At 51.9% G+C, this 24,342-nt stretch carries 22 protein-coding genes; 19 read left to right on the plus strand and 3 right to left on the minus strand.

Annotated features, from left to right (window positions below; translation table 11 throughout):
• Nucleotides 1–40 precede the first annotated feature (40 nt).
• The 13 genes from hscA to der all read left to right on the plus strand — a co-directional run bounded on the left by hscA (nucleotide 41) and on the right by der (nucleotide 13,510).
• Complete coding sequence (gene hscA / locus BZG73_RS05075; protein ID WP_077667756.1) at nucleotides 41–1,891, plus strand: Fe-S protein assembly chaperone HscA; 1,851 nt, start codon at nucleotides 41–43, stop codon at nucleotides 1,889–1,891.
• Nucleotides 1,892–1,893: 2 nt separating this feature from the next.
• A complete protein-coding gene (gene fdx, locus BZG73_RS05080; RefSeq protein ID WP_046075005.1) occupies nucleotides 1,894–2,232 on the plus strand; it encodes an ISC system 2Fe-2S type ferredoxin in 339 nt (112 codons plus the stop codon).
• Between the two features lie 29 nt (nucleotides 2,233–2,261).
• The gene (gene iscX / locus BZG73_RS05085; protein ID WP_046075004.1) at nucleotides 2,262–2,462 is read left to right on the plus strand and encodes a Fe-S cluster assembly protein IscX; all 201 of its coding nucleotides are present in this window, start codon (nucleotides 2,262–2,264) and stop codon (nucleotides 2,460–2,462) included.
• Nucleotides 2,463–2,663: 201 nt separating this feature from the next.
• Nucleotides 2,664–3,959 carry an aminopeptidase PepB gene (pepB, locus tag BZG73_RS05090; protein WP_077606520.1) on the plus strand — a complete coding sequence of 432 codons (1,296 nt, stop codon included), beginning with the start codon at nucleotides 2,664–2,666 and terminating at the stop codon, nucleotides 3,957–3,959.
• Nucleotides 3,960–4,108: 149 nt separating this feature from the next.
• The gene (gene ndk / locus BZG73_RS05095; protein ID WP_077579555.1) at nucleotides 4,109–4,537 is read left to right on the plus strand and encodes a nucleoside-diphosphate kinase; all 429 of its coding nucleotides are present in this window, start codon (nucleotides 4,109–4,111) and stop codon (nucleotides 4,535–4,537) included.
• A gap of 248 nt (nucleotides 4,538–4,785) precedes the next feature.
• Entirely contained in the window at nucleotides 4,786–5,907 is a 1,122-nt protein-coding gene (locus BZG73_RS05100; RefSeq protein ID WP_046075001.1) for a bifunctional tRNA (adenosine(37)-C2)-methyltransferase TrmG/ribosomal RNA large subunit methyltransferase RlmN, read from the plus strand.
• 24 nt (nucleotides 5,908–5,931) lie between these two features.
• Nucleotides 5,932–6,687, plus strand: coding sequence for a type IV pilus biogenesis/stability protein PilW (pilW, locus tag BZG73_RS05105; RefSeq protein WP_077606522.1), 756 nt, complete (start codon nucleotides 5,932–5,934; stop codon nucleotides 6,685–6,687).
• The gene (gene rodZ / locus BZG73_RS05110) at nucleotides 6,677–7,675 is read left to right on the plus strand and encodes a cytoskeleton protein RodZ (RefSeq protein ID WP_077667757.1); all 999 of its coding nucleotides are present in this window, start codon (nucleotides 6,677–6,679) and stop codon (nucleotides 7,673–7,675) included. The genes pilW and rodZ overlap by 11 nt, the downstream gene beginning before the upstream one ends.
• 15 nt (nucleotides 7,676–7,690) lie before the next feature.
• A complete protein-coding gene (gene ispG, locus BZG73_RS05115; RefSeq protein ID WP_077579552.1) occupies nucleotides 7,691–8,818 on the plus strand; it encodes a flavodoxin-dependent (E)-4-hydroxy-3-methylbut-2-enyl-diphosphate synthase in 1,128 nt (375 codons plus the stop codon).
• A 52-nt stretch (nucleotides 8,819–8,870) separates the two neighbouring features.
• A complete protein-coding gene (gene hisS, locus BZG73_RS05120) occupies nucleotides 8,871–10,139 on the plus strand; it encodes a histidine--tRNA ligase (protein WP_046075050.1) in 1,269 nt (422 codons plus the stop codon).
• An 11-nt stretch (nucleotides 10,140–10,150) separates the two neighbouring features.
• The gene (locus BZG73_RS05125; RefSeq protein ID WP_077667758.1) at nucleotides 10,151–10,744 is read left to right on the plus strand and encodes a YfgM family protein; all 594 of its coding nucleotides are present in this window, start codon (nucleotides 10,151–10,153) and stop codon (nucleotides 10,742–10,744) included.
• A 9-nt stretch (nucleotides 10,745–10,753) separates the two neighbouring features.
• Nucleotides 10,754–11,911 (plus strand): outer membrane protein assembly factor BamB, encoded by a 1,158-nt coding sequence (gene bamB / locus BZG73_RS05130; RefSeq protein ID WP_077667759.1) that lies wholly within the window; start codon nucleotides 10,754–10,756, stop codon nucleotides 11,909–11,911.
• Between the two features lie 93 nt (nucleotides 11,912–12,004).
• The gene (gene der / locus BZG73_RS05135; RefSeq protein ID WP_077667760.1) at nucleotides 12,005–13,510 is read left to right on the plus strand and encodes a ribosome biogenesis GTPase Der; all 1,506 of its coding nucleotides are present in this window, start codon (nucleotides 12,005–12,007) and stop codon (nucleotides 13,508–13,510) included.
• Nucleotides 13,511–13,913: 403 nt separating this feature from the next.
• Here the strand turns inward: der and xseA are convergent, their stop codons facing one another.
• Nucleotides 13,914–15,302 (minus strand): exodeoxyribonuclease VII large subunit, encoded by a 1,389-nt coding sequence (gene xseA / locus BZG73_RS05140; protein ID WP_101494467.1) that lies wholly within the window; start codon nucleotides 15,300–15,302, stop codon nucleotides 13,914–13,916.
• A 214-nt stretch (nucleotides 15,303–15,516) separates the two neighbouring features.
• On the opposite strand from xseA, the gene guaB reads away from it, so the two are divergent.
• The 4 genes from guaB (at nucleotide 15,517) to BZG73_RS05160 (ending at nucleotide 20,733) form a co-directional block, all read left to right on the plus strand.
• Entirely contained in the window at nucleotides 15,517–16,980 is a 1,464-nt protein-coding gene (gene guaB, locus BZG73_RS05145) for an IMP dehydrogenase (protein ID WP_046074993.1), read from the plus strand.
• A 75-nt stretch (nucleotides 16,981–17,055) separates the two neighbouring features.
• Nucleotides 17,056–18,633: a glutamine-hydrolyzing GMP synthase gene (guaA, locus tag BZG73_RS05150; RefSeq protein WP_046074992.1), complete on the plus strand. Its 1,578-nt coding sequence runs from the start codon at nucleotides 17,056–17,058 to the stop codon at nucleotides 18,631–18,633.
• A 314-nt stretch (nucleotides 18,634–18,947) separates the two neighbouring features.
• Nucleotides 18,948–19,946, plus strand: a complete 999-nt coding sequence (locus BZG73_RS05155; RefSeq protein WP_077606557.1) for a type IV toxin-antitoxin system AbiEi family antitoxin — start codon at nucleotides 18,948–18,950, stop codon at nucleotides 19,944–19,946.
• The gene (locus BZG73_RS05160) at nucleotides 19,900–20,733 is read left to right on the plus strand and encodes a nucleotidyl transferase AbiEii/AbiGii toxin family protein (protein WP_077667762.1); all 834 of its coding nucleotides are present in this window, start codon (nucleotides 19,900–19,902) and stop codon (nucleotides 20,731–20,733) included. The genes BZG73_RS05155 and BZG73_RS05160 overlap by 47 nt, the downstream gene beginning before the upstream one ends.
• Nucleotides 20,734–20,815: 82 nt before the next feature.
• Here the strand turns inward: BZG73_RS05160 and BZG73_RS05165 are convergent, their stop codons facing one another.
• Nucleotides 20,816–21,676 carry a pirin family protein gene (locus tag BZG73_RS05165; RefSeq protein WP_077667763.1) on the minus strand — a complete coding sequence of 287 codons (861 nt, stop codon included), beginning with the start codon at nucleotides 21,674–21,676 and terminating at the stop codon, nucleotides 20,816–20,818.
• A 349-nt stretch (nucleotides 21,677–22,025) separates the two neighbouring features.
• Here BZG73_RS05165 and BZG73_RS05170 point away from each other — a divergent pair, with 349 nt between their 5' ends.
• A complete protein-coding gene (locus BZG73_RS05170) occupies nucleotides 22,026–23,540 on the plus strand; it encodes an AbgT family transporter (RefSeq protein ID WP_077667793.1) in 1,515 nt (504 codons plus the stop codon).
• A 98-nt stretch (nucleotides 23,541–23,638) separates the two neighbouring features.
• Nucleotides 23,639–24,181: a tRNA adenosine(34) deaminase TadA gene (gene tadA / locus BZG73_RS05175; protein WP_077667764.1), complete on the plus strand. Its 543-nt coding sequence runs from the start codon at nucleotides 23,639–23,641 to the stop codon at nucleotides 24,179–24,181.
• On the opposite strand, the gene BZG73_RS16055 is transcribed toward tadA, so the two are convergent.
• Nucleotides 24,178–24,339 (minus strand): hypothetical protein, encoded by a 162-nt coding sequence (locus BZG73_RS16055; RefSeq protein WP_167369481.1) that lies wholly within the window; start codon nucleotides 24,337–24,339, stop codon nucleotides 24,178–24,180. The two genes, tadA and BZG73_RS16055, sit on opposite strands and share 4 nt — an antisense overlap.
• Nucleotides 24,340–24,342 lie beyond the last annotated feature (3 nt).

Raw genomic sequence — 24,342 nt, forward strand, 5'->3', positions numbered from 1 at the left:
CCCTTTCGCCTGTCAACGCAGTAAAGTTTAAGGATTAGACATGGCACTGTTACAAATTTCAGAGCCCGGTCAAAGTGCCGCGCCGCATGAGCACAAGCACGCGGTCGGCATCGATTTGGGTACCACCAACACCTTGGTGGCCACGGTACGAAGCGGTACCGCAACCACCTTGAACGACGAACAAGACCGACCACTGATCCCTTCTGTGGTCCATTACGGTGATGATGCCATTTCCGTGGGCTATGACGCCCTCCCACACGTGCAAACGGATAGCGCCAATACCTTGGTGTCTGTCAAACGCATGATGGGGCGTTCATTAGACGATGTGCAAGCCCGTTATCCGCAACTTCCTTATCAGTTTTCACAAACCGAAAATGGCTTGCCACAAGTGGAAACCCGCCGTGGCGCGATTAACCCAGTGCAGGGCTCGTCCGATATCTTACGCACCGTTCGCGAACGTGCGGAAAAAAGTTTGGGCGACGCGCTTGAAGGTGTGGTGATCACCGTACCCGCCTATTTTGATGACGCACAACGTGCGGGGACTAAAGATGCGGCTAAGCTGGCAGGCCTAAACGTGCTGCGTTTGCTTAACGAGCCTACCGCTGCGGCGATTGCTTATGGCCTTGATTCGGGCCAAGAAGGGGTGATTGCGGTCTATGACCTAGGTGGCGGCACCTTTGATATCTCGATTCTACGCTTGTCTCAGGGCGTGTTTGAGGTCATGGCGACCGGCGGCGATTCCGCATTGGGCGGAGACGACTTTGACCATCTACTCGAGCAATGGATCTGTGAGCAAGCCGGGTTTGATACCCTCAGTGGCGATCAGCGCCGTACCGTGCTGCACGCCGCCACGCAGGCGAAAATTGCCCTTTCTTCTGCTGACAGCGCGTCCATCGATGTGCTGGGGTGGCAAGGCGAGTTGAGCCGTGAAACGTTCGATCAATTGGTTGCTCCACTTATTAAGAAAACCTTGATGTCATGCCGCCGCGCATTAAAAGATGCCGGTGTCAGTGCCGATGAGGTGCTGGAAGTCGTGATGGTGGGCGGTTCTACCCGTGTTCCCGCCGTGCGTGAACAGGTTGGTACGTTTTTCGGTCGCGAGCCACTGACCAGCATCGATCCAGATAAAGTGGTTGCCGTTGGCGCCGCGACACAAGCTGATATTTTGGTGGGCAACAAACCAGACTCTGACATGTTGCTGTTGGACGTGATCCCGCTTTCTCTTGGTATCGAAACCATGGGCGGTTTGGTGGAGAAAATTATCCCACGCAACACCACCATTCCTGTGGCAAAAGCGCAAGAATTCACCACGTTTAAAGATGGCCAAACCGGCATGAAAGTGCATGTGGTACAAGGTGAGCGTGAAATGGTAGACGATTGCCGCTCATTAGCACGTTTTAGCCTCAAAGGCATCCCACCGATGACGGCGGGGGCGGCCCATGTTCGCGTGACCTATCAAGTAGATGCTGATGGCTTGTTGTCCGTGACGGCGATGGAAAAATCCACCGAAGTGGAAGCGTCTATCCAAGTGAAGCCCTCTTATGGCTTGAGTGATGATGAGATTGCCACCATGATCAAATCGTCATTTACCCATGCGGAAGAAGACAAAGATGCCCGCTACTTGGCGGAGCAGCGTGTGGAAGCCGATCGTGTGATCGAAGGCTTGCTGGTTGCCATGCAAGAAGACGGGGATAACCTGCTAAACGCTGATGAGCAGCAAGCTTTGGTGAAAGAAATAGAAGCCTTGATTGCCTTGCGCAACGGTGATGATGGCGCCGCCATTGAAGCCGGGATCAAAGCATTAGACAAAGCCAGCCAGACCTTTGCGGCACGCCGCATGGATCAATCGATTCGTCATGCGTTGGCCGGCCAATCCATTGATGAGGTGTAATCATGCCTAAGATTATTGTTCTGCCGCACCACGAGTTATGCCCAGAAGGTGCGGAATTGGAAGCGAAAGAAGGGGAAACAGTCCTCGACGTGGCGTTGAAAAATGGCATTGGCATTGAACACGCGTGTGAAAAGTCGTGTGCGTGTACCACCTGCCATGTGGTGATCCGTGAAGGGTTCGACTCGTTAGACGAAAGTGATGAGCTAGAAGATGACATGCTCGACAAAGCGTGGGGGCTTGAGCCGGAGTCACGCTTGGGTTGCCAAGCAAAAATTACCGATGAAGATTTGGTGGTTGAGATCCCGCGCTATACCTTGAATCACGCAGCCGAAAACCATTAATCCAAGGCTGTAACGGACGGAGAAGCAAGATGAGCTTAAAATGGACAGACTCGCTCGATATTGCAATCGAGCTTTGTGACGCCTACCCAGATGTCGATCCAACCACGGTTCGTTTTACTGATTTGCATCAGTGGATCACTGAACTGGATGATTTTGACGATGACCCAGAGCGTTCCAATGAGCGCATCCTCGAGGCGATCATCATGTGCTGGATGGATGAGAGAGACTGAGGGCTAGCTCTCGCGAGTGATTGATAATACTTGTGTTATCGTCTCCGGCTCGGCACAGTACCTGTGGCCAATAAAACATACATTCAAAGCGGGCCAATGGGCTCGCTTTTTTCATATCGCTGAGGCGTCCAGGCGTTTGTCTGAGGGCTCAGTGAGACACGCTGTACAGTAAAAGCAGCGAGACAGTACAAGGAGTGCAATATGTCAGATTCATTAAACGTTATCCTGTCGCATCAGCCGGCGGCGCCACAGTGGGGCGATAACGCGCTGGTCTCCTTTGACGCTGACAACGCGGTGATCCATGTGTCGAGCGATGCCAACCCGCGAGACAAGGTGCAACAAGCGGCGCGCAAGCTTGAAGGGCAAGGTGTGCCAGCGCTGACACTCACAGGAGAACACTGGGATCTTGAATTAGTCTGGGCGTTCTACCAAGGGCTTCGTGGCCCCAAAAATAAGGTCGCCTTTACGCAGACCGTGTTGAACGATGCCGATACGCAAGAGTTCGAGCTTCGACAGACCGTGGGTGACTGGGTACGCGATATTATCAACCAAACGGCAGAAGAAGTTGGGCCACATCAGTTAGTAGCGCGTGCGGGGGAGTTTGTTAAGTCCATGGCCCCCGACCAGGTCACTTATAAAATCATTTCCGGTACCGACCTGTTAGAAAAAGGCTGGAATGGCATTTATACCGTCGGTCGTGGCTCGGCGCGCAAACCAACCATGTTACAACTCGACTATAACCCTACAGGCGATCCGGACGCGCCTGTGTATGCCTGTTTGGTGGGGAAAGGGATCACCTTTGATTCTGGGGGCTACAGCATTAAAGGCTCCGACTTTATGACCACCATGAAAGCGGACATGGGCGGCTCAGCGACAGCGACCGGGGCGCTGGCGATGGCGATTGCCAAGGGGCTGAATAAACGCGTTAAACTGGTACTCTGCTGTGCCGAGAACATGATCTCAAGCAGTGCTTACAAGTTGGGTGATATTATCACGTACAAAAATGGCGTGACCGTTGAAGTGCTCAATACCGATGCAGAAGGGCGCTTGGTGCTCGCTGATGGCCTGATGTACGCCAGTGAGCAAAAACCTGAACTTCTGATTGATTGTGCCACGCTCACCGGATCGGCAAAAGCCGCGTTGGGTAATGACTATCATGCGCTGTTTAGTTTCGACGATGAGCTCGCACACCGTACGCTTGACGCGGCACAAAAAGAAGGCGAGGGCATGTGGCCGTTGCCATTGGCCGAGTTCCATCGCCAGCTGCTGCCTTCCTCGTTTGCGGATATTGCCAATGCATCCATGGGGGCGTATATGCCAGGTGCGAGCACCGCGGCGGCGTTCCTTTCCTACTTTGTTGAGGATTATCAAAAAGGCTGGATGCACATCGATTGCTCTGGCACTTACCGCAAAGCCGCCAATGATAAATGGGCCGTGGGCGCGACCGGTATGGGTGTGAAAACCCTAGCGCGTGTATTGCTCGACCAAGCGAAATAGACCTGTGACACCTTGGGTGAAAGGTTAACAAAATTTTGTGTGAGTTAACGCTTCACCCGATTGGTCATAGGGACACGCGAGGAAATTTGCTAGGGTAGGCGCGTTGTTGCCCCTAGCGGGCCAGATTCAGACAGTGAAAGGACAAGCGAATGACCATTGAACGCACTTTTTCTATCGTTAAACCTGATGCCGTAGAGCGTAATTTAATTGGCACGCTTTATCAGCGTATCGAAAGTGCAGGTTTGCGTATCGTGGCGGCGAAAATGCTCCATCTTAGCAAAGAGCAGGCAGAAGGATTTTATGCCGAGCACCAAGGGAAGCCTTTCTTTGAATCCTTGGTTGGGTTCATGACGTCAGGCCCTATCATGGTGCAAGTACTAGAAGGCGAGAGCGCGATCAGCCGCTACCGTGAGTTGATGGGAAAAACCAACCCAGAAGAAGCAGCGTGTGGCACATTGCGCGCTGACTATGCGGAAAGCATGCAATATAACTCAGTGCATGGCTCTGATAGCCCTGCGTCTGCAGAGCGCGAAATCGCGTACTTTTTTACCGCGGATGAAATTCATCCTCGCTGCTAAATCAAGCACCTGCTTTTTAATCTTCAAAAAGAGGCGTCAGCCTCTTTTTTTCTGCCTATCGAAATCAGACAACCACATTGAATAACCCCGCTGTTAGAGAGTGGAAACTGTGATCTAAAGCCTGTACAATTTCGCGCCTTAAGCGCGTCCCGAGGAGATATCTTGGCTATGATCAAGGTAAGACATCGGCACGCGTGAGGCGATGATTCAGTCTTACCACCTAGCTAGTTCTTACGAGGCAACCCCCAATGACGACAGAGAAAGTTAATCTGCTTGATTTTGACAGGCAAGGATTGCGTGCCTACTTCGCTGATGAGCTCGGCGAAAAAGCCTTCCGTGCTGACCAAGTCATGAAGTGGATGTATCACTTTGGTTGCGACGACTTCGATGAAATGAACAACATCAACAAGAAGTTGCGTGAGAAGCTCAAGCGGGTGGCAGAAATTAAAGCCCCAGAAGTCAGTGAAGCGCATTACTCCCAAGATGGCACCATCAAATGGGCAATGCGTGTGGGCGGTCAAGACGTGGAAACCGTATATATCCCCGAAGATGACCGGGCGACACTGTGTGTCTCCTCTCAGGTAGGCTGTGCGCTTGATTGCAAGTTCTGCTCAACCGGGGCACAAGGTTTTAACCGCAACTTGCGTGTGTCTGAGATCATCGGGCAGGTGTGGCGTGCGTCGAAAGAGATCGGCATTGAGAAAGAGACGGGCCGTCGTCCGATCACTAACGTGGTGATGATGGGCATGGGAGAGCCGCTGCTCAACATGAAAAACCTTCTCCCTTCTCTGAATTTGATGCTCGACGACAATGCTTATGGCTTATCTAAGCGCCGAGTCACCGTGTCGACATCGGGCGTGGTCTCTGGCTTGGAGCAAATGATTGGCAAAATCGATGTCGCCTTGGCCATCTCACTGCATGCGCCGAACGATGAGCTGCGTAGCCAAATCATGCCAATTAACGATCGTTGGGATATCGAGGCCTTTTTGGATGCGGTACACCGTTATATTGCAACCTCAAATGCCAACCGCGGCCGTGTGACGGTAGAATATATCTTGCTGGATCATGTCAATGACTACATGGAGCATGCGCGCCAACTCGCAGAGCTATTAAAAGACACCCCAGCGAAGATTAACCTGATCCCATTTAACCCGTATCCTGGATCACCGTTCAACAAACCGAGTAATTCTCGTATTGATAGGTTTATGAAAACCTTGATGGAATACGACTTTACGGTGACGGTACGTAAAACACGAGGCGATGACATTGACGCAGCGTGTGGCCAACTAGCCGGTGACATTGTCGACCGAACTAAGCGTGCCGAGAAGCGACTGGGCGCACAGGAGGTGATCCCTGTTCGACCCGTCTAAATGAGATGGCGATAAGGGGATGGCATGACAAAAACGGTTTGGGTTGTGGGCGTGTTGATGGCGTTGGTTGGCTGTTCAACGCCAAGTTCGCAGCACAGTGAGCCCAAGTTTGATAAGATTCAAGCCGCAGAGGCGCGTATTGCACTGGGATTAGGCTATCTAAACAGTGATCGCTATCAACAAGCGCAGCAAAACTTGCAGCAAGCGCGCCAATATGCACCTAACTACTATCGCACCTCGCTGTCGATGGCGTATTATCAACAACGTGTCGGTGAAAACGACAAAGCGGATCGCTTATATCAACAAGCGTTAGCGCAAGCGTCTGAAAAAGGCGATGTATATAACAATTACGGTGTTTTCTTGTGCGAACAACAGCGGTTTGCCGCGGCAAATGACGCATTTTTGCAAGCAGTCGTACAACCGTATTATCATCGTGTGTCAGACAGTTATGAAAACGCGGCGTTTTGTCAGCTAAAAGCTGGCCACGTAGAACGCGCAAAAGCCTTGTTTAGCAAAGCGGCTGATCACGACCCACTGAATGTCCGTGCGGGGTTACAACTTGCCAAGTTAGAGATAGAGACTGGGCAAGAGGCAGCAGCCGTCGCACGTATCAAGCGGCTCCACCAACGCGTTGGTGTTCAGCCTGCCGGACTGTTATTGCTAGTGAAAGCTTATCAGCAACAAGGCTACACGGAGCGAGCTGCCCATGACGCTCAGCGATTGGCGCAACGGTTTCCAGAATCCAAAGAATATCAATTGTACCTAGCGAATGAATACTGAACAGACGGAAGAACAAGCGCAATCTGATACCCAACCTGCGCCCGGGGAAGTATTAAAGCAAGCGCGAGAGAAAATGGGCTGGAGTGTTCGTGATGTTGCTGACCGACTTCGGTTGCGGGTCAGTGTCATTGAGGATCTTGAACAAAACAACCCAGACATGGATCAATTGGCCACGTTTACACGTGGCTATTTGCGCTCCTATGCCAAGCTGATGCAAATCGACGCCGATCAGCTTTTGGGTAATAGTAATATGGAAGCGAGCAGTGCGGCTACCGTACAAAAAATGCAAAGCTTCTCGCGCAAAACGCGGCGGCAAAAGAGCGAAAGTCGATTAATGTGGCTGTCTTGGGTGATTATTGCCATTGCGGTCGGGATCACTGGCGTGTGGTATTGGCAGAATCAGCAGGCTATGACGTCCGTGCCAACACAATTAGATAGCCAACAAGCGGATGAGCTCGTCACGACCCCATCAGCACAAGATAGCGCGATGGTTGCCGCCGATGCACCGGCAATGGCCGAGCCTGCGATGACAGATTCGGCGGCCTCACAAGGGGCGGAGCCGCAGGTCACTGATGTACAAGATGCCGCGAACGCGCCGGTGTCAGATGAGGTGAGCCCATCAGCATCGACGGCGTCAGAATCGGCCACTGCGGTTGAGTCGGCGCGAACGGACGAGGCGACAACGCAAACAACACCAGAGGCACAACCAACGGCAGCGCCTGAGGATGAAGCCCCCGCAAGCACGGTCAATAACCGTCTGGTGATGACCTTTAGTGGAGATTGCTGGATAGACGTGCGAGACGGCAATGGTGAGCGACTGGCAACCGGGATAAAATCTGAGGGTGAACAAGTGACCTTAACCGGCGACACCCCGTATCAATTAGTATTGGGTGCCCCTAGTGTGGTGAAAATCACCTTTAATGGCGACAACATTGATCTTGATGGCTTCCCAACTGGCCAAGTGGCTCGGTTGCGCCTTCCGCAGTAATCAGAGAACGTCGATATGCACAACGAAACTCCCATCAAACGCCGTCCCTCAACGCGCATCAATGTCGGCAATGTGCCGATTGGTGATGGCGCGCCGATTGCCGTGCAATCTATGACCAACACGCGAACCACAGATGTGGCAGCCACCGTCGCGCAAATCAAAGCGCTAGAAGGGGTGGGTGCAGATATCGTTCGGGTGTCAGTACCCACCATGGACGCGGCGGAAGCGTTTAAAGAGATTAAAGCGCAAACGTCGATCCCTTTGGTGGCAGACATCCACTTTGACTACCGTATTGCATTAAAAGTGGCGGAGTATGGTGTCGATTGTTTGCGTATCAACCCAGGTAATATTGGTAAAGAAGAGCGCATTCGGGCGGTGGTGGATGCCGCACGTGATAAAAACATTCCAATCCGTATTGGTGTGAATGGCGGCTCACTTGAGCGTGATCTGCAAGAAAAATACGGGGAGCCAACGCCCGATGCTTTGGTCGAGTCGGCCATGCGTCATGTCGATATCTTGGACCGTCTTAACTTTGATCAATTTAAAGTCAGCGTCAAAGCGTCAGATGTCTTCTTGGCGGTTGAGTCTTATCGCAAACTTGCGCAGCAGATTGATCAACCTTTACACCTTGGCATTACGGAGGCCGGTGGCGCGCGTGCTGGTGCGGTTAAGTCATCCGTTGGTTTGGGAATGCTATTGGCGGAAGGCATTGGTGATACCTTGCGGGTATCGCTCGCCGCCGATCCGGTAGAAGAAATCAAAGTGGGCTTCGATATTCTCAAATCACTTCGCATTCGCTCGCGCGGCGTCAATTTTATTGCGTGTCCGAGCTGTTCGCGTCAAGAGTTTGATGTGATTGGTACAGTCAATGCGCTCGAGCAGCGCGTGGAAGATATACTGACCCCAATGGATGTCTCCGTAATTGGTTGTGTGGTCAATGGCCCGGGTGAAGCCGAAGCGTCTCACCTCGGTTTGGCTGGGGGTAACAAGCGCAGTGCTTATTACCTCGACGGTAAACGCCAAAAAGAGCGCTTTAATAACGACAACTTGGTGGATGAGTTGGAGGCAAAAATCCGCGCCAAAGCGGCGATGATGGATGAACGCAACCGCATCAAGGTGTCACAAATCGATCAAGAAGGCTAAGCCGTTAGGCGGCCTTCTCCCCTTTTCTATCATGTCGGTAACGGAAGTTAACGTGGCTAAAACAATTCAAGCAATTCGAGGCATGAATGACTGCCTCCCGTCTCAATCTCCTTTATGGCAAAAGCTCGAATCTACGATTAAAAAGGTAGTGAGCGCTTACGGCTATAGCGAAGTTCGCATGCCTATTGTGGAAGCAACGCATTTGTTTAGCCGTGCGATTGGCGAAGTGACAGACGTTGTCGAAAAAGAAATGTACACCTTCGATGATCGCAACGGTGACAGCCTCACTTTGCGTCCTGAAGGGACCGCGGGTTGTGTCCGAGCGGGGATCGAAAACGGTCTGCTGTACAACCAAGAGCACCGCCTGTGGTACACCGGGCCTATGTTCCGTCATGAGCGCCCACAAAAAGGTCGTTATCGCCAGTTTCATCAGTTTGGCGTAGAGGTGTTTGGCCTAAATGGCCCAGACGTGGACGCGGAACTTATCATGATGACCGCACGTATGTGGCGTGAGCTGGGCATTGCTGAGCATGTGCGATTGGAGCTTAACTCAATCGGATCACCACAAGCGCGTGCGAACTATCGTCAAGCGCTGGTGGACTTTTTGATGCAACACGAATCAGTGTTGGATGAAGACAGCAAGCGTCGAATGCAGACCAACCCATTGCGCGTGCTCGATACCAAAAATGCGGACATCCAAGCTGTATTGGTTAATGCGCCTCAGTTGGGTGATTATCTGGATGACGAATCAAAACAGCATTTTGCCCTCTTGTGTGAACTCTTGGACGCGGCAGGTATCGAATACCAAGTTAACCACCGTTTGGTACGTGGCCTCGACTACTACAACCGGACCGTGTTTGAGTGGATCACCGATAGCTTGGGTGCGCAAGGCACGGTGTGCGGTGGTGGCCGTTATGATGGCTTGGTTGAGCAACTCGGGGGGAAAGCGACGCCTGCCGTTGGGTTTGCAATGGGATTAGAGCGTTTGGTTCTGATGCTGGAAAACCTCAACCAAGATGATGTCCGCCCGGCGGTGGATGTGTACATGGTCACGGCGGGTGAAGGCGCGATGATCGCTGGGATGAAACTGGCGGAGCGCTTACGCGAACAGGTGCCCGGACTGCGTGTGATGTCACATTTTGGCGGTGGTAGCTTTAAGAAACAGTTTAAGCGCGCGGATAAAGTCGGCGCCTCTGTGGCGCTCGTGCTAGGCGAGGATGAAGTTGCCAACGGCACAGTGGCGTTAAAAGATTTGAAAGGCGGCGAGCAACAAACACTGAATCAGGATGAGATCGCCGCGTCACTAAAAGCATTGATTTAAGAGGACAGAACGTGGACGTCTACACCACAGAAGAGCAGCAGGTTGAAGCCATTAAGAAGTGGTGGCGAGACAACGGTAAAGCGGTCGTGATCGGCGCCGTTGTCGGTTTGGGGGCGTTATATGGCTGGCGTTATTTTCAGTCACAACAGCTCACCAACCAAGAGCAAGCCTCGCAGCAATACGAACAAGTGCTAAGTGGTATTGAAAGCGGCGATACCGTGTCATTGAGCCAATTAGAAGGCCATGAAGGTTATCGTGCCTTGGCGGCATTGCAGCTGGCACAAAAGCATGTTGCGCAAGGGGAGCTGGAAAGTGCCCGTGAGCAATTGCAAAACGCTCAGCAAGCCGTGAAAGACGAGGCGCTGTACGGGTTGGTGACGACACGCCTAGCGCGCGTTGAAGCGGAGTTAGGCAATTACTCAGCCGCATTGAGCGAACTCGACAAAGTCACCACGCAGAGCTGGACCGCGAAAGTGGAAGAGATCCGCGGCGACGTCTTGCTTCGTCAAGGCGACAAGCAGGCAGCGCGAGACGCGTATGCAGCGTCATTGGCGGCGGCGGAAAGCCCGACCGTTAACATGAAGCTTGATAATCTGAGTCAATAAGGTCGTGGTATGAAAAAACGATTATGGCGCATGGCTGCAATGGCCACGACCATGGCTGTACTGGCTGGCTGTGCCGGTGAAGAAGATGTGGTGCAAATGGCCCCACTGCCTTCTGTGACCAATGAGATATCTTCAACCCAGCATTGGCGAGCACAAGTGGGCGACGGTGTCGGGCAGTATTATTCCGCACTTCAGCCCACAGTGGCCTATGACAAAGTCTTTGCGGCTGATCGACAAGGTTTAGTCGCCGCGTTTGATTTAGAAAGCGGTGAATCTATCTGGCAACAGTCGGTGCAAGACGAGACACCGGCGTTGCTCTCCGGCGGGTTGAGCGCCTCATACGGCAAAGTGTATGTGGGTGGCGAAACGGGTCAAGTGTACGCACTGGATGCGGAAACCGGCGAGCGGGTTTGGCAACATAACGTGAATGGCGAAGTGCTGGCCAAGCCTTTGGTGGAAGCTGGGTTGGTGATCGTTAACACCAGCCGTGGTGAGTTAGTGGCATTGGACGCGGAATCGGGCGAGCCACAGTGGAACAACACCAATGATGTGCCGAACTTGAGCCTACGCGGTGAAAGTGCGCCGGTGACTATTTCCGGCGGCGTATTCTGGGGGATGGCCAATGGACGCCTAGGCGCGGCAATGATCGAAACCGGACGGTCTATTTGGCAAATTCCTATCTCGACACCAAAAGGGGCGACTGAAATCGACCGCTTAGTGGATGTGGATGCGACCCCAGTGATCGATGGCGACCGTTTGTATGCAGTAGGCTATAATGGCCAATTAGTCTCTATTGATTTGCGCTCCGGAAAAGCGGCGTGGAAGCGGGATTTTTCCTCTGCTAAAGACTTCCTCGTAGCAGGCAATAGTATTTATCTTATTGATGATAAAGACAATATTGTTGCGTTAGATGCACGCAACGGCCTAGAGAAGTGGCGCAACACACAGTTGGCGTACCGTATCTTAACGGCACCCGCGGCAAGCGGCGGCTATCTGGTGGTCGGCGACAGCCAAGGCTACTTGCATTGGCTTGACCCGCAAACGGGCGATTTTGTCGCGCAGCAATCACTGGAAGGTAACGGGATCGCTGTTGCCCCGGTGCAAACGGATGATGGCTATATCGTGATCACCCGTGATGGTCAACTGAGAAAGCTGAGTATCGAGTAAGCGAAGCCACCCAGTTCTATATTTAGGCTCCTGGCTGCAAAGACAGTCGGGAGCCTTGTTTATTAATAAAGCGAATGAAAAGAAGAGGTCTACATGATTCCTGTTATAGCCCTAGTGGGGCGCCCGAATGTGGGGAAATCGACGCTCTTTAACCGTCTTACCCGCACACGCGATGCATTAGTAGCGGATTTTCCGGGACTGACCAGGGATCGAAAATACGGCAAAGCATTGCTGGATGATCACGAGTTTATCGTGATCGACACCGGCGGCATTGACGGCACCGAAGAAGGTGTAGAAACCAAGATGGCGGAGCAGTCGCTAGCGGCGATTGAAGAAGCCGATGTCGTGCTGTTTATGGTGGATGGTCGAGCCGGTCTTACGCCAGCGGACAAAGACATTGCTCAGCATATTCGTACCCGTGAAAAAACCACCTTCTTGGTGGTGAACAAAGTGGATGGTATTGACCCAGACACGGCAACCGCGGACTTTTGGYAGCTGGGCATGGACAACATGTTCCAAATTGCCGCCGCGCATGGTCGAGGTGTTAGCGGCCTGATTAATCGTGCGTTGACGCCTTTGGTTGAGCAAGTGTCCGCGGACGAGGACGACGAGCAAGCAGGCTTGGTCGATTTGACCGATGAAGCGGATACGCTCGACAGTGGCGAAGACGCGGTTAAAACCGAAGAGCAGGCTGAAAGCGAGTATGAATACTTACAGTCGCTGCCGATTAAAATCGGTATTATCGGCCGTCCCAATGTGGGTAAATCAACCCTGACTAACCGTATGCTGGGCGAAGAGCGCGTGGTGGTTTATGACATGCCAGGCACGACCCGCGACTCGATTTACATTCCCATGGAGCGTGATGGTCGCGAATACGTGATGATTGATACCGCCGGGGTTCGACGTCGTAAACGGGTGACCGATAAAGTGGAAAAATTTTCGGTGATCCAAACCCTCAAGGCGATTGAAGATGCCAACGTCGTATTGTTGGTGATCGACGCACGAGAGAACATCTCGGACCAAGACTTAAGCTTACTTGGTTTTGCGCTGAATGCGGGCCGCTCGATTGTTTTGGCGGTCAACAAGTGGGATGGCTTAGATAGCGAAGTGAAAGAGCGCGTGAAGTCTGAGCTTGACCGCCGCTTAGGGTTTGTCGACTTTGCCCGTGTGCATTTTATTTCTGCTTTGCACGGCACCGGGGTAGGCCACTTGTTCGAGTCGATTCAAGAGGCGTATCAATCAGCGACAAAACGCGTCGGAACCGCGATGCTCACCCGTATTCTGAAAATGGCGCAAGATGACCATCAACCACCGATGATCCGGGGACGTCGGGTGAAGCTCAAATATGCGCACGCAGGCGGTTACAATCCACCGATTGTGGTCGTTCACGGCAGCCTTGTTAAAGAGTTACCTGATTCGTACAAACGTTATTTGATGAATTACTACCGTCGAACCCTGGATATTATGGGCACGCCGATCAAGATCCAGTTCCAAAACAGCGAAAACCCCTATGAGGGGAAAAAAGAAAAGCTGACATTATCTCAATCCCGTCAGCGTAAACGCTTAATGGATATGGTGAAAAATCGTAATAAGAAGTAATACAAAGCCCAGCAGCGATGCTGGGCTTTTTTTTGATCGCGATGTGGTGGGTTCGATCTCTCTTAGGATCGGTTACTGAATAAAAGTGATCTGACTCACATTAATGAGCGCGATTATCTGTTGTCTTAGATCCTAGTGTGTCACGCTGCCGCTCAGGTTTTGAGCGGTGATAAAATCGACACCCCTTCCCACGTCATAATTTTAGATTGTTCTGGATCCAGGCTTTAATAAAACGCATTTCAGGTTTTTATCCTTTTAAAAATCCAAATGCAGAATATGTAACTTATGCTTTCGGGAAGTGTATTGATAAATATTCTTTTCAGGGTAGGAAGCTGATCAAGGGGAATAAACCCCAAGATCGCGCGATCGCTTACTGATCGGTCAGATGTGTGTTGTGCAGAGTTTAATCAGAAGATTGATGCGGGTGTCGCTGCCGAACCACGCTGGTGACATCGCCGTTGCTGAGCTGAGTGTGTAAGGTATCGCCCTCTTCTAGCTGGTTGATGTTAGTGACGATGTGCCCATCACTATCACGGCTAATTGAATAGCCGCGAGAAAGGGTGGCAAGTGGGCTGACCGCATCTAAGGTGGCGACCAAGGTGGCGAGTCGCTGTTGCGCATGTGACAGGTGTGAGTCCATCGCGTGGGTGAGGCGTTGATGGTATTGCGCCAATTGAGCCTGATGTTGCTGAATACGACGGTCAGGCGTCATGCGCTGCAATCGATTATCTAGCGTGTTCAGTTGGCTGCTGTACCGTGAAAACTGCTTAGTGAGTGCCTGATGCATCCGTCTTTGCAGCTCATCAATATGCTGACTTTGCTGTTGTAGACGACGGCGAGGGTGCTGATGAGACAAACGGTGTTCGTGCTGCGTCAGTGCCCGTTGCTGGCGATACAGGAGGGTGCCAATCGCGTTTTTGAGCGCTTGCTCGCGCTGCTGATATTGCTGCAAGCGATAACTGAGGTCACGGCTCACTAATTCTGCGGCGGCTGATGGCGTCGGCGCGCGCACGTCGGCAACAAAGTCAGCAATGGTAACATCCACTTCATGGCCCACGGCACTGACGATAGGGATCTGACTGGCGGCGATAGTACGGGCGACGATTTCTTCATTAAAGCACCATAAATCTTCGAGTGAGCCACCGCCACGGCCAACAATCAGCACATCACATTCGTTGCGGCTGTTGGCACGTCCAATGGCTTGGGCAATAGAGACCGCTGCCTCTTGTCCTTGTACCAGCGTTGGATAGATAACCACTGGCAGGCTCGGATCGCGCCGTTTCAACACATTTAGAATATCGTGCAAGGCAGCGCCTGTTTTGGAGGTGATTATGCCAACGCGTTTGGGTTGGTCGGGCAAGGCCTGTTTGGCGCTTTGTGCGAATAAGCCTTCAGCGGCTAACGCTTGTTTGCGTTGCTCAAACGCCTGTTGCAGTCGTCCATCGCCTTCGGGCTGCATGCTTTCTAAGATCAGTTGATAGTCGCCGCGAGGCTCGTACATAGAGACACGCGCACGCACCAACACTTGATCGCCGTTTTTAGGTTTGAACATCACGCGGCGGTTGTTACCACGGAACATCGCACATTTAACTTGGCTTTGGTTATCTTTCAACGATAAATACCAGTGACCGGATGTCGCAGCGGTAAAATTAGAGATTTCACCCGTGAGCCAGACGATACCGATGTTTTTCTCCAAGCAAAGACGCACTTCGGCATTTAAGCGAGAGACGGAAAGAATGTTTCGGTTGTTAGCGGTCACGATCACGGATCCTTTCAATAAGCCTGAGGGCATACTACCTGCCGCACCCCAGTATGCCAAATAGACCTTGAGCAATCGGTTGCGAAAAAGTCGCGTTGATATCTGGTGATAAATCAACCGACTAAAAATCCGTTGCCCACCAAACAGCGATTCTTAATAAAAATCGATAGCCAAACGTTTGCGCTGCCCGTATAATGCTGCGGCAATATTTTGTTCCCCTTCACAAATTTTGGTGTGAGATATTGCAATGCTGAGAATCGCGAAAGAAGCGCTAACCTTTGACGATGTACTCCTCGTCCCTGCCCACTCAAATGTTCTTCCTAACCATGCCGATCTGCGTACAAAACTGACACGCTCGATCAGCTTAAACATTCCTGTTCTATCCGCCGCGATGGACACGGTAACCGAAGCCCGTTTGGCGATTGCCTTGGCGCAAGAAGGTGGTCTTGGCTTTATCCATAAGAACATGACTATCGAGCAACAAGCCGAACAAGTACGCTTGGTCAAAATCTATGAAGCAGGCATGGTCACCAATCCAGTGACTGTAACCCCAGAAATGACCATTGCTGACGTGAAGGCACTGACTGAGCGTAACGGCTTTGCCGGTTACCCTGTTGTCAATGCACAAAAAGAGCTGGTGGGGATCATCACAGGCCGTGACGTGCGTTTTGTGTCTGACTTAAGCAAGCGCGTCGAAGACGTGATGACACCAAAATCTCGCCTCGCTACTGTGCAAGAAGGCGCAGAGCGTGAGCAGGTACAACAGCTCATGCAACAGCACCGCGTCGAGAAGATTTTGGTGGTCAACCCAAGTCATCATCTTACCGGTATGATCACCGCCAAAGATTTCCAAAAAGCGGAAAGCAAGCCTAATGCCTGTAAAGACGAACAAGGTCGTTTGCGTGTCGGCGGCGCGGTTGGTGCCGGTGCGGGCAACGAAGAACGCATTGCCGCCTTGGTTGAAGCGGGCGTGGATGTGCTGCTGATTGACTCATCACATGGCCACTCTGAAGGGGTTCTGCAACGTATTCGTGATGCACGTGCCGCGTATCCGAACCTGCAGATTGTGGGCGGCAATGTCGCCACCGCTGAAGGCGCACGCGCCCTGATTGAAGCCGGTGTCGATGCCGTCAAGGTTGGAATTGGCCCAGGCTCGATTTGTACCACGCGTATCGTTACCGGCGTGGGTGTCCCGCAGATCACTGCGATCAGTGATGCAGCCGCTGTAGCGCAAGAGTACGGCATTCCCGTGATTGCCGATGGCGGTATCCGCTTCTCAGGGGATTTGTGTAAAGCGATTGCCGCGGGCGCGTCGTGCGTGATGGTGGGCTCAATGCTCGCTGGTACCGAAGAGTCTCCAGGGGAAGTCGAACTTTACCAAGGCCGTGCATATAAATCATATCGCGGTATGGGCTCGGTGGGCGCGATGTCAAAAGGCTCGTCTGACCGTTATTTCCAAAGCGACAACGCCGCAGACAAGCTGGTACCTGAAGGGATTGAAGGGCGTGTCGATTACAAAGGCATGATGAAAGAGATCATTCATCAGCAAATGGGTGGCCTGCGCTCCAGCATGGGCCTAACCGGCTCTGCCACCATTGAAGAGATGCGTACCCAAGCGCAGTTTGTTCGCGTCACTGGCGCGGGCATGAAAGAGTCACACGCGCATGATGTCACCATTACTAAAGAAGCGCCGAACTACCGTCTCGGCTAAAGACATCACCACCGCGATGCATTTGAGAGGGGAGCGCGGCTCCCCTTTGTTCCACTTAATTGAGAAAGCCAGATAATGACCCAGAACATTCATGCTCAACGTATTTTGATCCTTGATTTTGGCTCCCAGTACACCCAACTGATTGCGCGCCGTGTCCGTGAAATCGGTGTGTATTGTGAGCTTTGGAGCTGGGATGTGGATGAGCAAGACATTCGTGATTTTGCGCCCAACGGCATCATCCTATCCGGTGGCCCAGAGAGCGTGGCAGAGGAGAACTCGCCGCGTGCACCGCAGTATGTCTTTAATGCCGGCGTGCCTGTGTTGGGGGTTTGTTATGGTATGCAGACGATGGCCGAGCAGCTCGGTGGTAAGGTGGCCGGCTCTGAGCACCGTGAGTTTGGCTACGCGCAAGTAAAACGCGTTGGGCAAAGTGCACTGTTTGATGGCATTGAAGATGCCATCGCCGATGACGGGCATGCGCTCCTCGATGTATGGATGAGCCATGGTGATAAAGTGGTCGCCATTCCAGAAGATTTTGTCAAAGTGGCCGAGACGGACACTTGCCCCTTCGCGGCCATGGCCAATGAAGACAAACGTTTTTATGGCGTGCAATTCCATCCAGAAGTCACTCACACGCGCCAAGGCCAACGTATGTTGGAGCAGTTTGTGATGCAAATCTGCCAATGCGAGCGCTTGTGGACACCAGCCACCATTATTGACGATGCGATTGAGCGTATTCGTGAGCAAGTCGGGGATGATGAAGTGATCCTTGGCCTGTCTGGCGGCGTCGACTCTTCTGTGGTCGCCATGCTGGTTCACCGCGCAATTGGCGATAAGCTTACGTGTGTATTCGTCGATAACGGCCTATTGCGTCTTAATGAAGGTGAGCAAGTACTGGAAATGTTCGGTGACCACTTTGGGTTGAACATCGTCCATGTCAATGCCGAAGACCGTTTCCTCGATGCCCTTAAAGGCGAAGCGGATCCGGAAGCCAAGCGTAAAATCATTGGTCGCGTGTTTGTCGAGGTATTCGATGAGCAAGCGAGCAAAATGAAAAATGCCAAGTGGCTGGCACAAGGCACTATCTACCCGGATGTGATTGAGTCAGCAGCCTCGAAAACCGGTAAAGCGCATGTGATCAAATCACACCACAACGTCGGTGGTTTGCCGGAAGAGATGGAAATGGGGCTGGTTGAGCCACTCAAAGAGTTGTTCAAAGACGAAGTGCGAAAAATTGGCCTTGAGCTAGGCTTACCGTACCACATGCTTTATCGCCACCCCTTCCCAGGGCCAGGCCTCGGCGTGCGCGTGCTGGGCGAGATTCAAAAAGAATATTGCGATCTGCTTCGTCGCGCCGATGCGATCTTTATCGAAGAGCTACGCAACGCCGATCTCTACGAGAAAGTCTCGCAAGCCTTTGCGGTATTCCTACCTGTTCGTTCGGTAGGCGTGATGGGCGATGGCCGTAAATACGACTGGATCATTGCCCTGCGTGCCGTGGAAACCATCGACTTTATGACCGCGCACTGGGCACATCTGCCATACGATTTCCTGGGTAAGGTATCAAACCGCATCATCAACGAAGTCGACGGCATCTCCCGCGTGGTTTACGACGTCTCCGGCAAACCGCCAGCGACAATTGAGTGGGAATAAGACTCGCTAGGTAGCGCATTAAGCCTTGCCAACTAACAACAATGCCAGTCAGTTTTCTGACTGGCATTTTTTGTCGCACAATACCATAACGTTTATTACTCAAGTAACGCTGTTACTCGTATCTAACTCAGCGATAACGTCTTTACGCAGCATTCACTGGGGGCTGAATATGTATCATCGTGGTTTTTATCTATGGCGATATGTTACACAGTCTATGTTAACCGGTGCCTGCTTAATTCAAGCTCGCCGCCTATCTTGCGGAATGCACTGTTCACGGCTATTATTTGTTCATGATTCATGAACGGTATTTGAGTGTGAACGATAACGCGATACTACTAAAGCTAGCTTTGGATAATCTGCCTGCGCAGATTCAAGGGGAGTACTCTTTCGATCCTAAGCCGGATGGTGAGCCTTACACCGATGCTGAGGTGACTCTGACAGTGCACGGCGAACGCTATTTGTTTAGCACTGAAATAAAGCGTATCCATCGTAAAGATAGCCTATCAGCATTGCTAGGCGCTGCTCGCTCAGACAATCTGTTGGTGTGTAACAGACTGACGACTCATCTCGCCGATTTTTGCACCAAGAACGCGATCAATTTTATTGATGAGGCCGGTAATGCTCGCGTGAGCTTTAACGGGCTAAACCTATGGGTTGAGGGCAAAAATCTTACTGAAAACCACCTTGCAATTCCACAGCCGGCAAAGCCAGGGTTAGGTTTTATGAAGCTTCTGTTTGCTTTGTTGGCTCAAGAAGATGTGTTACATCTGCCGTTTCGAGCCATAGCCGAGATGGCAAATATCTCATTAGGTATGGTGAGTAAGGGATTTAAATACTTAGAAGCCGAGAAGCTTGTCAGTCTTGGTCGTACCCGTCGCATTCTGGATAAAGAGGCCCTTTATCAGATCTGGATTGAACACTATCGTACCGTGCTAAGGCCAAAGCTCGGAGGGCTAAAATTAGTTGCGCCGAATGATTGGCGAGACATCCCTTTAACATCCATGGATTGCTGGGGAGGAGAAGTCGCTGCCGATGAACTAACACGCTATTTGCAGCCTTATGAGTTACAGCTCTTTACCTTTGAGCCACTGCAAAAAAAGCTTGCGCTGCTCAAAGCAAAGCCAGACGCTTCGGGCAGGCTCTGGTTGGTGCCTGCATTCTGGGGAAAGGCGCTGGATATTAATATCAATGCCAAGGCATTGCTGGCTGTCGCTGAGCTACTTGCAAGCAGAGATAGCCGAAACAAGGAGGTTGCCGAACTTATCAATGAGCAATATCTACACCTTAAAACACTCCCTGAACCCCGGGTTTGAGCCTGTACTGACACTGATCACCCGCACAACTCAGCAAACTGGCGTACCATTTTTTGTTGCTGGGGCAACGGCAAGAGATCTCTTTTTGTATCATGTGTTTGGCCGTGATCCCGGCCGTCAGACTCGGGATATTGATACTGGCATTCTGATACCGGATTGGGACGCGTTCGCCAGTGTAAAGCAGGCTTTGCTGGATGCCGGATTAAGCGCAACCAATAAAGCGCATCGGCTTAAAGATCCTGACAGTGGTTTGCCAATTGATATTATTCCCTTTGGTGCCATCGCCGATGAAGCAGGTGAAATACAATGGCCACCGGAGCATGCTGTCACCATGACGGTAGCTGGGTTTCATGAAGCTTACGATGCCGCCTTATTAGTAGAGTTAGGGCAAGGCGATACCATCAAAGTTGCGTCTTTGGCTGGGCTGACTTTGCTAAAACTGATTGCCTGGCAGGAGCGAGGGAACGAGAGCAGCAAAGACGCATCTGACTTTCTAACCATTCTTCTTGAGTATCAGCATATTCAGGCGGATCGTTTGTGGGAGCCTTATATCCCAGCAGAGCGCTTAGAGTATGATACCGAGCGGCAAGGGGCCTTCTTGCTAGGATACGATTTGAAAATGATCTTATCTGAGCCTGCTACCAACCCTGAGACCATCACCCGGATTACCGTATTGGCGGCGGATACGGATGGATTGGTCAGGGCTCAGTTCAGAAGTCAGAACCTTTGTAGTTATGAGAGGGTAGAGCAGCTGCAAAATGACTTTTGGGCAGGGCTAGCGTTGTAAGAACAGTTTCAAAAAACAAAGTCCGCGTAATGGCGGACTTTTTTATTGGTATTCGCGGATGACGGCGCTCTTGACTCAGTCCTTATAACTGTCCGAACTTGCCTGCTTGCAGATCGTTGAACGCTTGCAAAATCTCTTGCTTGGTATTCATTACAAAAGGGCCATGACCGACGATGGGATCGGTGATGGGCTCGCCACTGAGTAGCAAAATTACGCTATCTTGTGAGGCGTGCAATGCGACCTCGCGGCCTTGGCGGCTAAGCAGTGCCATATCGGCGTCGCCAATTGGGTCGGCGCCGTTAATACTGACATTGCCCTCCAGCACTACCACCGCGGTGGTCCAGTCTTGGGGGAGCGTAAGCTGCGTCTTCCCGTCAGCGTGTAGCCGTATATCCCAAACCTGCATAGGGCTGAAGGTTTTGGCCGGCCCTTGATGCCCCTCAAACTCACCGGCTATGAGCCGTAATGTGCCCGCCTTATCGGCCAGGGCAACATCGGGAATATCGGCTTTGCGAATGCCTTGATAATTCGGGTCGGTCATTTTGTCTTTTTTGGGGAGGTTAACCCACAGTTGCGCCATTTGCAGCTCGCCGCCAGTGTGGCTGAACGCACTGGAATGAAACTCCTCGTGCATAATGCCGCTGCCTGCGGTCATCCACTGCACATCCCCGGGGCCAATCACGCCGCCTTTACCGGTGGAGTCACGATGCGCCACCTCACCTTGATACACAATGGTCACGGTTTCAAAGCCGCGATGGGGATGCTCACCCACGCCTCGCTTCACGCCATCCGCCGGAAAGTGCATTGGGCCAGCATAGTCCAGCAGTAAAAAGGGGCTCATCTCCGCCGCTTGATTGTGGTAGGAAAACAGCGAGCGGGCGGGGAAACCATTGCCGACCCAGTGCGGTGCAGGGGCTTTTATGACACGCGAAATGGATTTCATGGTGATCTCCTCGAGTGGGTTTACCTCCATCATATATTTGATGACATAGATTGCTAGGGGTTAAAACACGACTTCCACGCCATATAGGTTTTTTGTTTCTAAATGTTTCAGTGTCCTCAGTAAGCATCCGTTTTTTGTGCTGCTTTTCTAACTATAAATCAATTTAACATTTGGTTAACTGGCTTGCTTATGGCTAACTATGCTGTTTTTTGCTTTACTGGCGATGGTTTGTCATTTTAATGTCACTAAAGCCTGGTGGATCAGGTAAGCAAAGACACAACATCGAAAAATGGAGTAAACAGTGAGCCAACACATAAGCGACTCAACCGATGCTGGCCAGCCGCGCGGCATGGATCGGTTTTTGAACATGATAGAGCGGGCAGGGAACCGAATTCCGGATCCCGCGCTATTGTTTTTTTGGGGGCTGATCACCGTGTGGGTATTATCAGCCATTCTCTCTCAGGTTTCTTTTGATTCAGTCCACCCTTTGACCGGTGACGCTGTCCAAGTTAAAAACCTGCTCACCGGTAGTGCGCTCGCCCACTTTTTAGCCAATATGGTTGACACCTTTACTGGATTTGCGCCGCTGGGGATTGTTTTGGTGGCGATGCTCGGTGTGGGGGTGGCTGACCAGTCCGGCTTTATTACCACCGGCCTTAAGAAAATGCTGAGTGTAACGCCAAAGCAAGCGCTTACACCGATGCTGATTCTGGTGGCGATCGTTTCCCATACCGCTGCAGATGCAGGCTATGTGCTGGTGATCCCGCTGGGCGGGATTATTTTCCACGCCGCGGGTCGTCATCCGTTGGCCGGTATTGCTGCCGCCTTTGCCGGGGTATCCGGCGGCTTCTCCGCGAACTTTATTCCGTCAGGGATTGATCCTTTGCTGGCCGGTTTTACTGAATCTGCCGCGCATGTGTTGGACGATAGCTATCAGGTAAACCCGCTTGCGAACCTCTATTTCACTGGTCTGTCATCGATTTTGATTGTGGCGCTGGGCTGGTTTGTGACTGAGAAAATAGTCGAGCCACGTCTAAATCGCACGCCGATTGATGAGGACGCAGAAGACGCACCAGATTTAGGCTCTTTTACGGCAATTGAAGGGAAGGCGTTTAATCGAGCTGGGCTGGCGATGCTGCTAGGAATTGCCGCGCTGGTGGCGGCCTCATGGCCGGAAACGTCACCGCTCCGCTCACCGGCGGGCGAGCTGACCGCCTTTGATGCACCGATTATGCAATCGATCGTGCCACTGATTTTTGTGCTGTTTATTATTCCAGGTATTGTTTATGGCAAAACCGCGGGTACCTTTRAAACTAGCCAAGACGTGATCAAATCCATGTCTGACACCATGGCGACCATGGGCGCTTATATGGTGATGGCGTTTTTCTGCGCGCAATTCTTGGCCGCATTTACCCAATCAAACATTGGTACTTTGTTGGCGCTCAACGGCGCGGAGCTGTTGCAGTCAATGAACCTGCCAGGTGAGATGACGATTGTGGGGATGATTTTGCTGACGGCAATGGTGAACTTATTGATTGGTTCCGCGTCGGCGAAATGGGGGCTGATTGGGCCGATTCTCGTGCCGATGTTAATGGTCGTGGGCATTTCCCCTGAATTGTCGCAAGCGGCTTATCGTGTGGGTGATTCTGTGTCGAACATTATCTCGCCATTGATGGTGTTCTTCCCGTTGGTGGTGGTGTACTGCCAGCGTTACGTGAAAACCACGGGGATTGGTACCGTGGCCTCAATGATGATCCCTTATTCTCTGACCATGCTGGTGGGCTGGACCTTATTCTTACTCGCCTACTGGGCGCTAGGATTGCCTCTGGGCATTCAAGCCAGTTACCAATACTTGGTGCAGTAATACGCGGTTGCGCGTTGAGTGTCTTAAGCCGGCCTTCGAGCCGGCTTATTTGTATCGTATACTGAGGGCGTATTAGGTTGTTAGTCACAGAGGTTGGGATGAAAGATCCACACGCGTCGGATAGCGAGCACGACGTTTATATGCGCCACGCGATCCAGCTAGCAGACAAAGCGGAGCAAGAGGGTGAAGTGCCTGTTGGCGCTGTCGTGGTGTATCAAGGTGAGGTAGTGGGCACGGGGTGGAACCGAACCATTACCCAGCATGATGCGACGGCCCATGCCGAAGTGATGGCATTACGCCAAGCTGGCCAAGTGCTGGGTAATTATCGTTTATTAGACGCGGATCTTTATGTGACATTAGAGCCTTGTCCCATGTGTGCGGCGGCGATGGTGCATGGCCGTGTCAGAAAGGTTTTCTTTGGCGCGCCTGATCCCAAAACCGGGGCCGCTGGCTCGATAATGAACTTACTCAGCTATGATGGTGTTAATCATCATGTGCAAAGTGAGGGAGGGGTGTTAGAAGCGGAATGCCGTGCGCAACTGCAAGCCTTTTTCCGCCGTCGTCGCGCCGAAAAAAAGGCCGCTAAAAAAGCAGCCTGTCAATCTCAATCTTGCTTACCTGACTCAGGCAAGGTGTCCTAAAACGCGTCATCAAAGGCCGCAAATTCACGAATCGCAAAGGCACGTTGTCGCCAAAGTACCTTCTTGTGCATATTTTGGCGCATACGCTTACGCCGGTTAGCGGATGAAATGTTGTTTTTGCGAAAGCTTTGTTTCACCAGCCGTTTTCTTGGAACCATGCT

Origin of the sequence: Salinivibrio siamensis, from assembly GCF_001996005.1 — a bacterium.
Lineage (GTDB): Bacteria > Pseudomonadota > Gammaproteobacteria > Enterobacterales > Vibrionaceae > Salinivibrio > Salinivibrio siamensis.

Excerpts from the sequence above, each read along its gene's own strand:
- hscA (WP_077667756.1), top strand. The coding sequence starts at position 41 with ATGGCACTGTTACAAATTTCAGAGCCCGGTCAAAGTGCCGCGCCGCAT.
- fdx (WP_046075005.1), top strand. The coding sequence starts at position 1,894 with ATGCCTAAGATTATTGTTCTGCCGCACCACGAGTTATGCCCAGAAGGT.
- iscX (WP_046075004.1), top strand. The coding sequence starts at position 2,262 with ATGAGCTTAAAATGGACAGACTCGCTCGATATTGCAATCGAGCTTTGT.
- pepB (WP_077606520.1), top strand. The coding sequence starts at position 2,664 with ATGTCAGATTCATTAAACGTTATCCTGTCGCATCAGCCGGCGGCGCCA.
- ndk (WP_077579555.1), top strand. The coding sequence starts at position 4,109 with ATGACCATTGAACGCACTTTTTCTATCGTTAAACCTGATGCCGTAGAG.
- BZG73_RS05100 (WP_046075001.1), top strand. The coding sequence starts at position 4,786 with ATGACGACAGAGAAAGTTAATCTGCTTGATTTTGACAGGCAAGGATTG.
- pilW (WP_077606522.1), top strand. The coding sequence starts at position 5,932 with ATGACAAAAACGGTTTGGGTTGTGGGCGTGTTGATGGCGTTGGTTGGC.
- rodZ (WP_077667757.1), top strand. The coding sequence starts at position 6,677 with ATGAATACTGAACAGACGGAAGAACAAGCGCAATCTGATACCCAACCT.
- ispG (WP_077579552.1), top strand. The coding sequence starts at position 7,691 with ATGCACAACGAAACTCCCATCAAACGCCGTCCCTCAACGCGCATCAAT.
- bamB (WP_077667759.1), top strand. The coding sequence starts at position 10,754 with ATGAAAAAACGATTATGGCGCATGGCTGCAATGGCCACGACCATGGCT.
- xseA (WP_101494467.1), bottom strand. The coding sequence starts at position 15,302 with ATGCCCTCAGGCTTATTGAAAGGATCCGTGATCGTGACCGCTAACAAC.
- guaB (WP_046074993.1), top strand. The coding sequence starts at position 15,517 with ATGCTGAGAATCGCGAAAGAAGCGCTAACCTTTGACGATGTACTCCTC.
- guaA (WP_046074992.1), top strand. The coding sequence starts at position 17,056 with ATGACCCAGAACATTCATGCTCAACGTATTTTGATCCTTGATTTTGGC.
- BZG73_RS05160 (WP_077667762.1), top strand. The coding sequence starts at position 19,900 with ATGAGCAATATCTACACCTTAAAACACTCCCTGAACCCCGGGTTTGAG.
- BZG73_RS05165 (WP_077667763.1), bottom strand. The coding sequence starts at position 21,676 with ATGAAATCCATTTCGCGTGTCATAAAAGCCCCTGCACCGCACTGGGTC.
- tadA (WP_077667764.1), top strand. The coding sequence starts at position 23,639 with ATGAAAGATCCACACGCGTCGGATAGCGAGCACGACGTTTATATGCGC.
- BZG73_RS16055 (WP_167369481.1), bottom strand. The coding sequence starts at position 24,339 with ATGGTTCCAAGAAAACGGCTGGTGAAACAAAGCTTTCGCAAAAACAAC.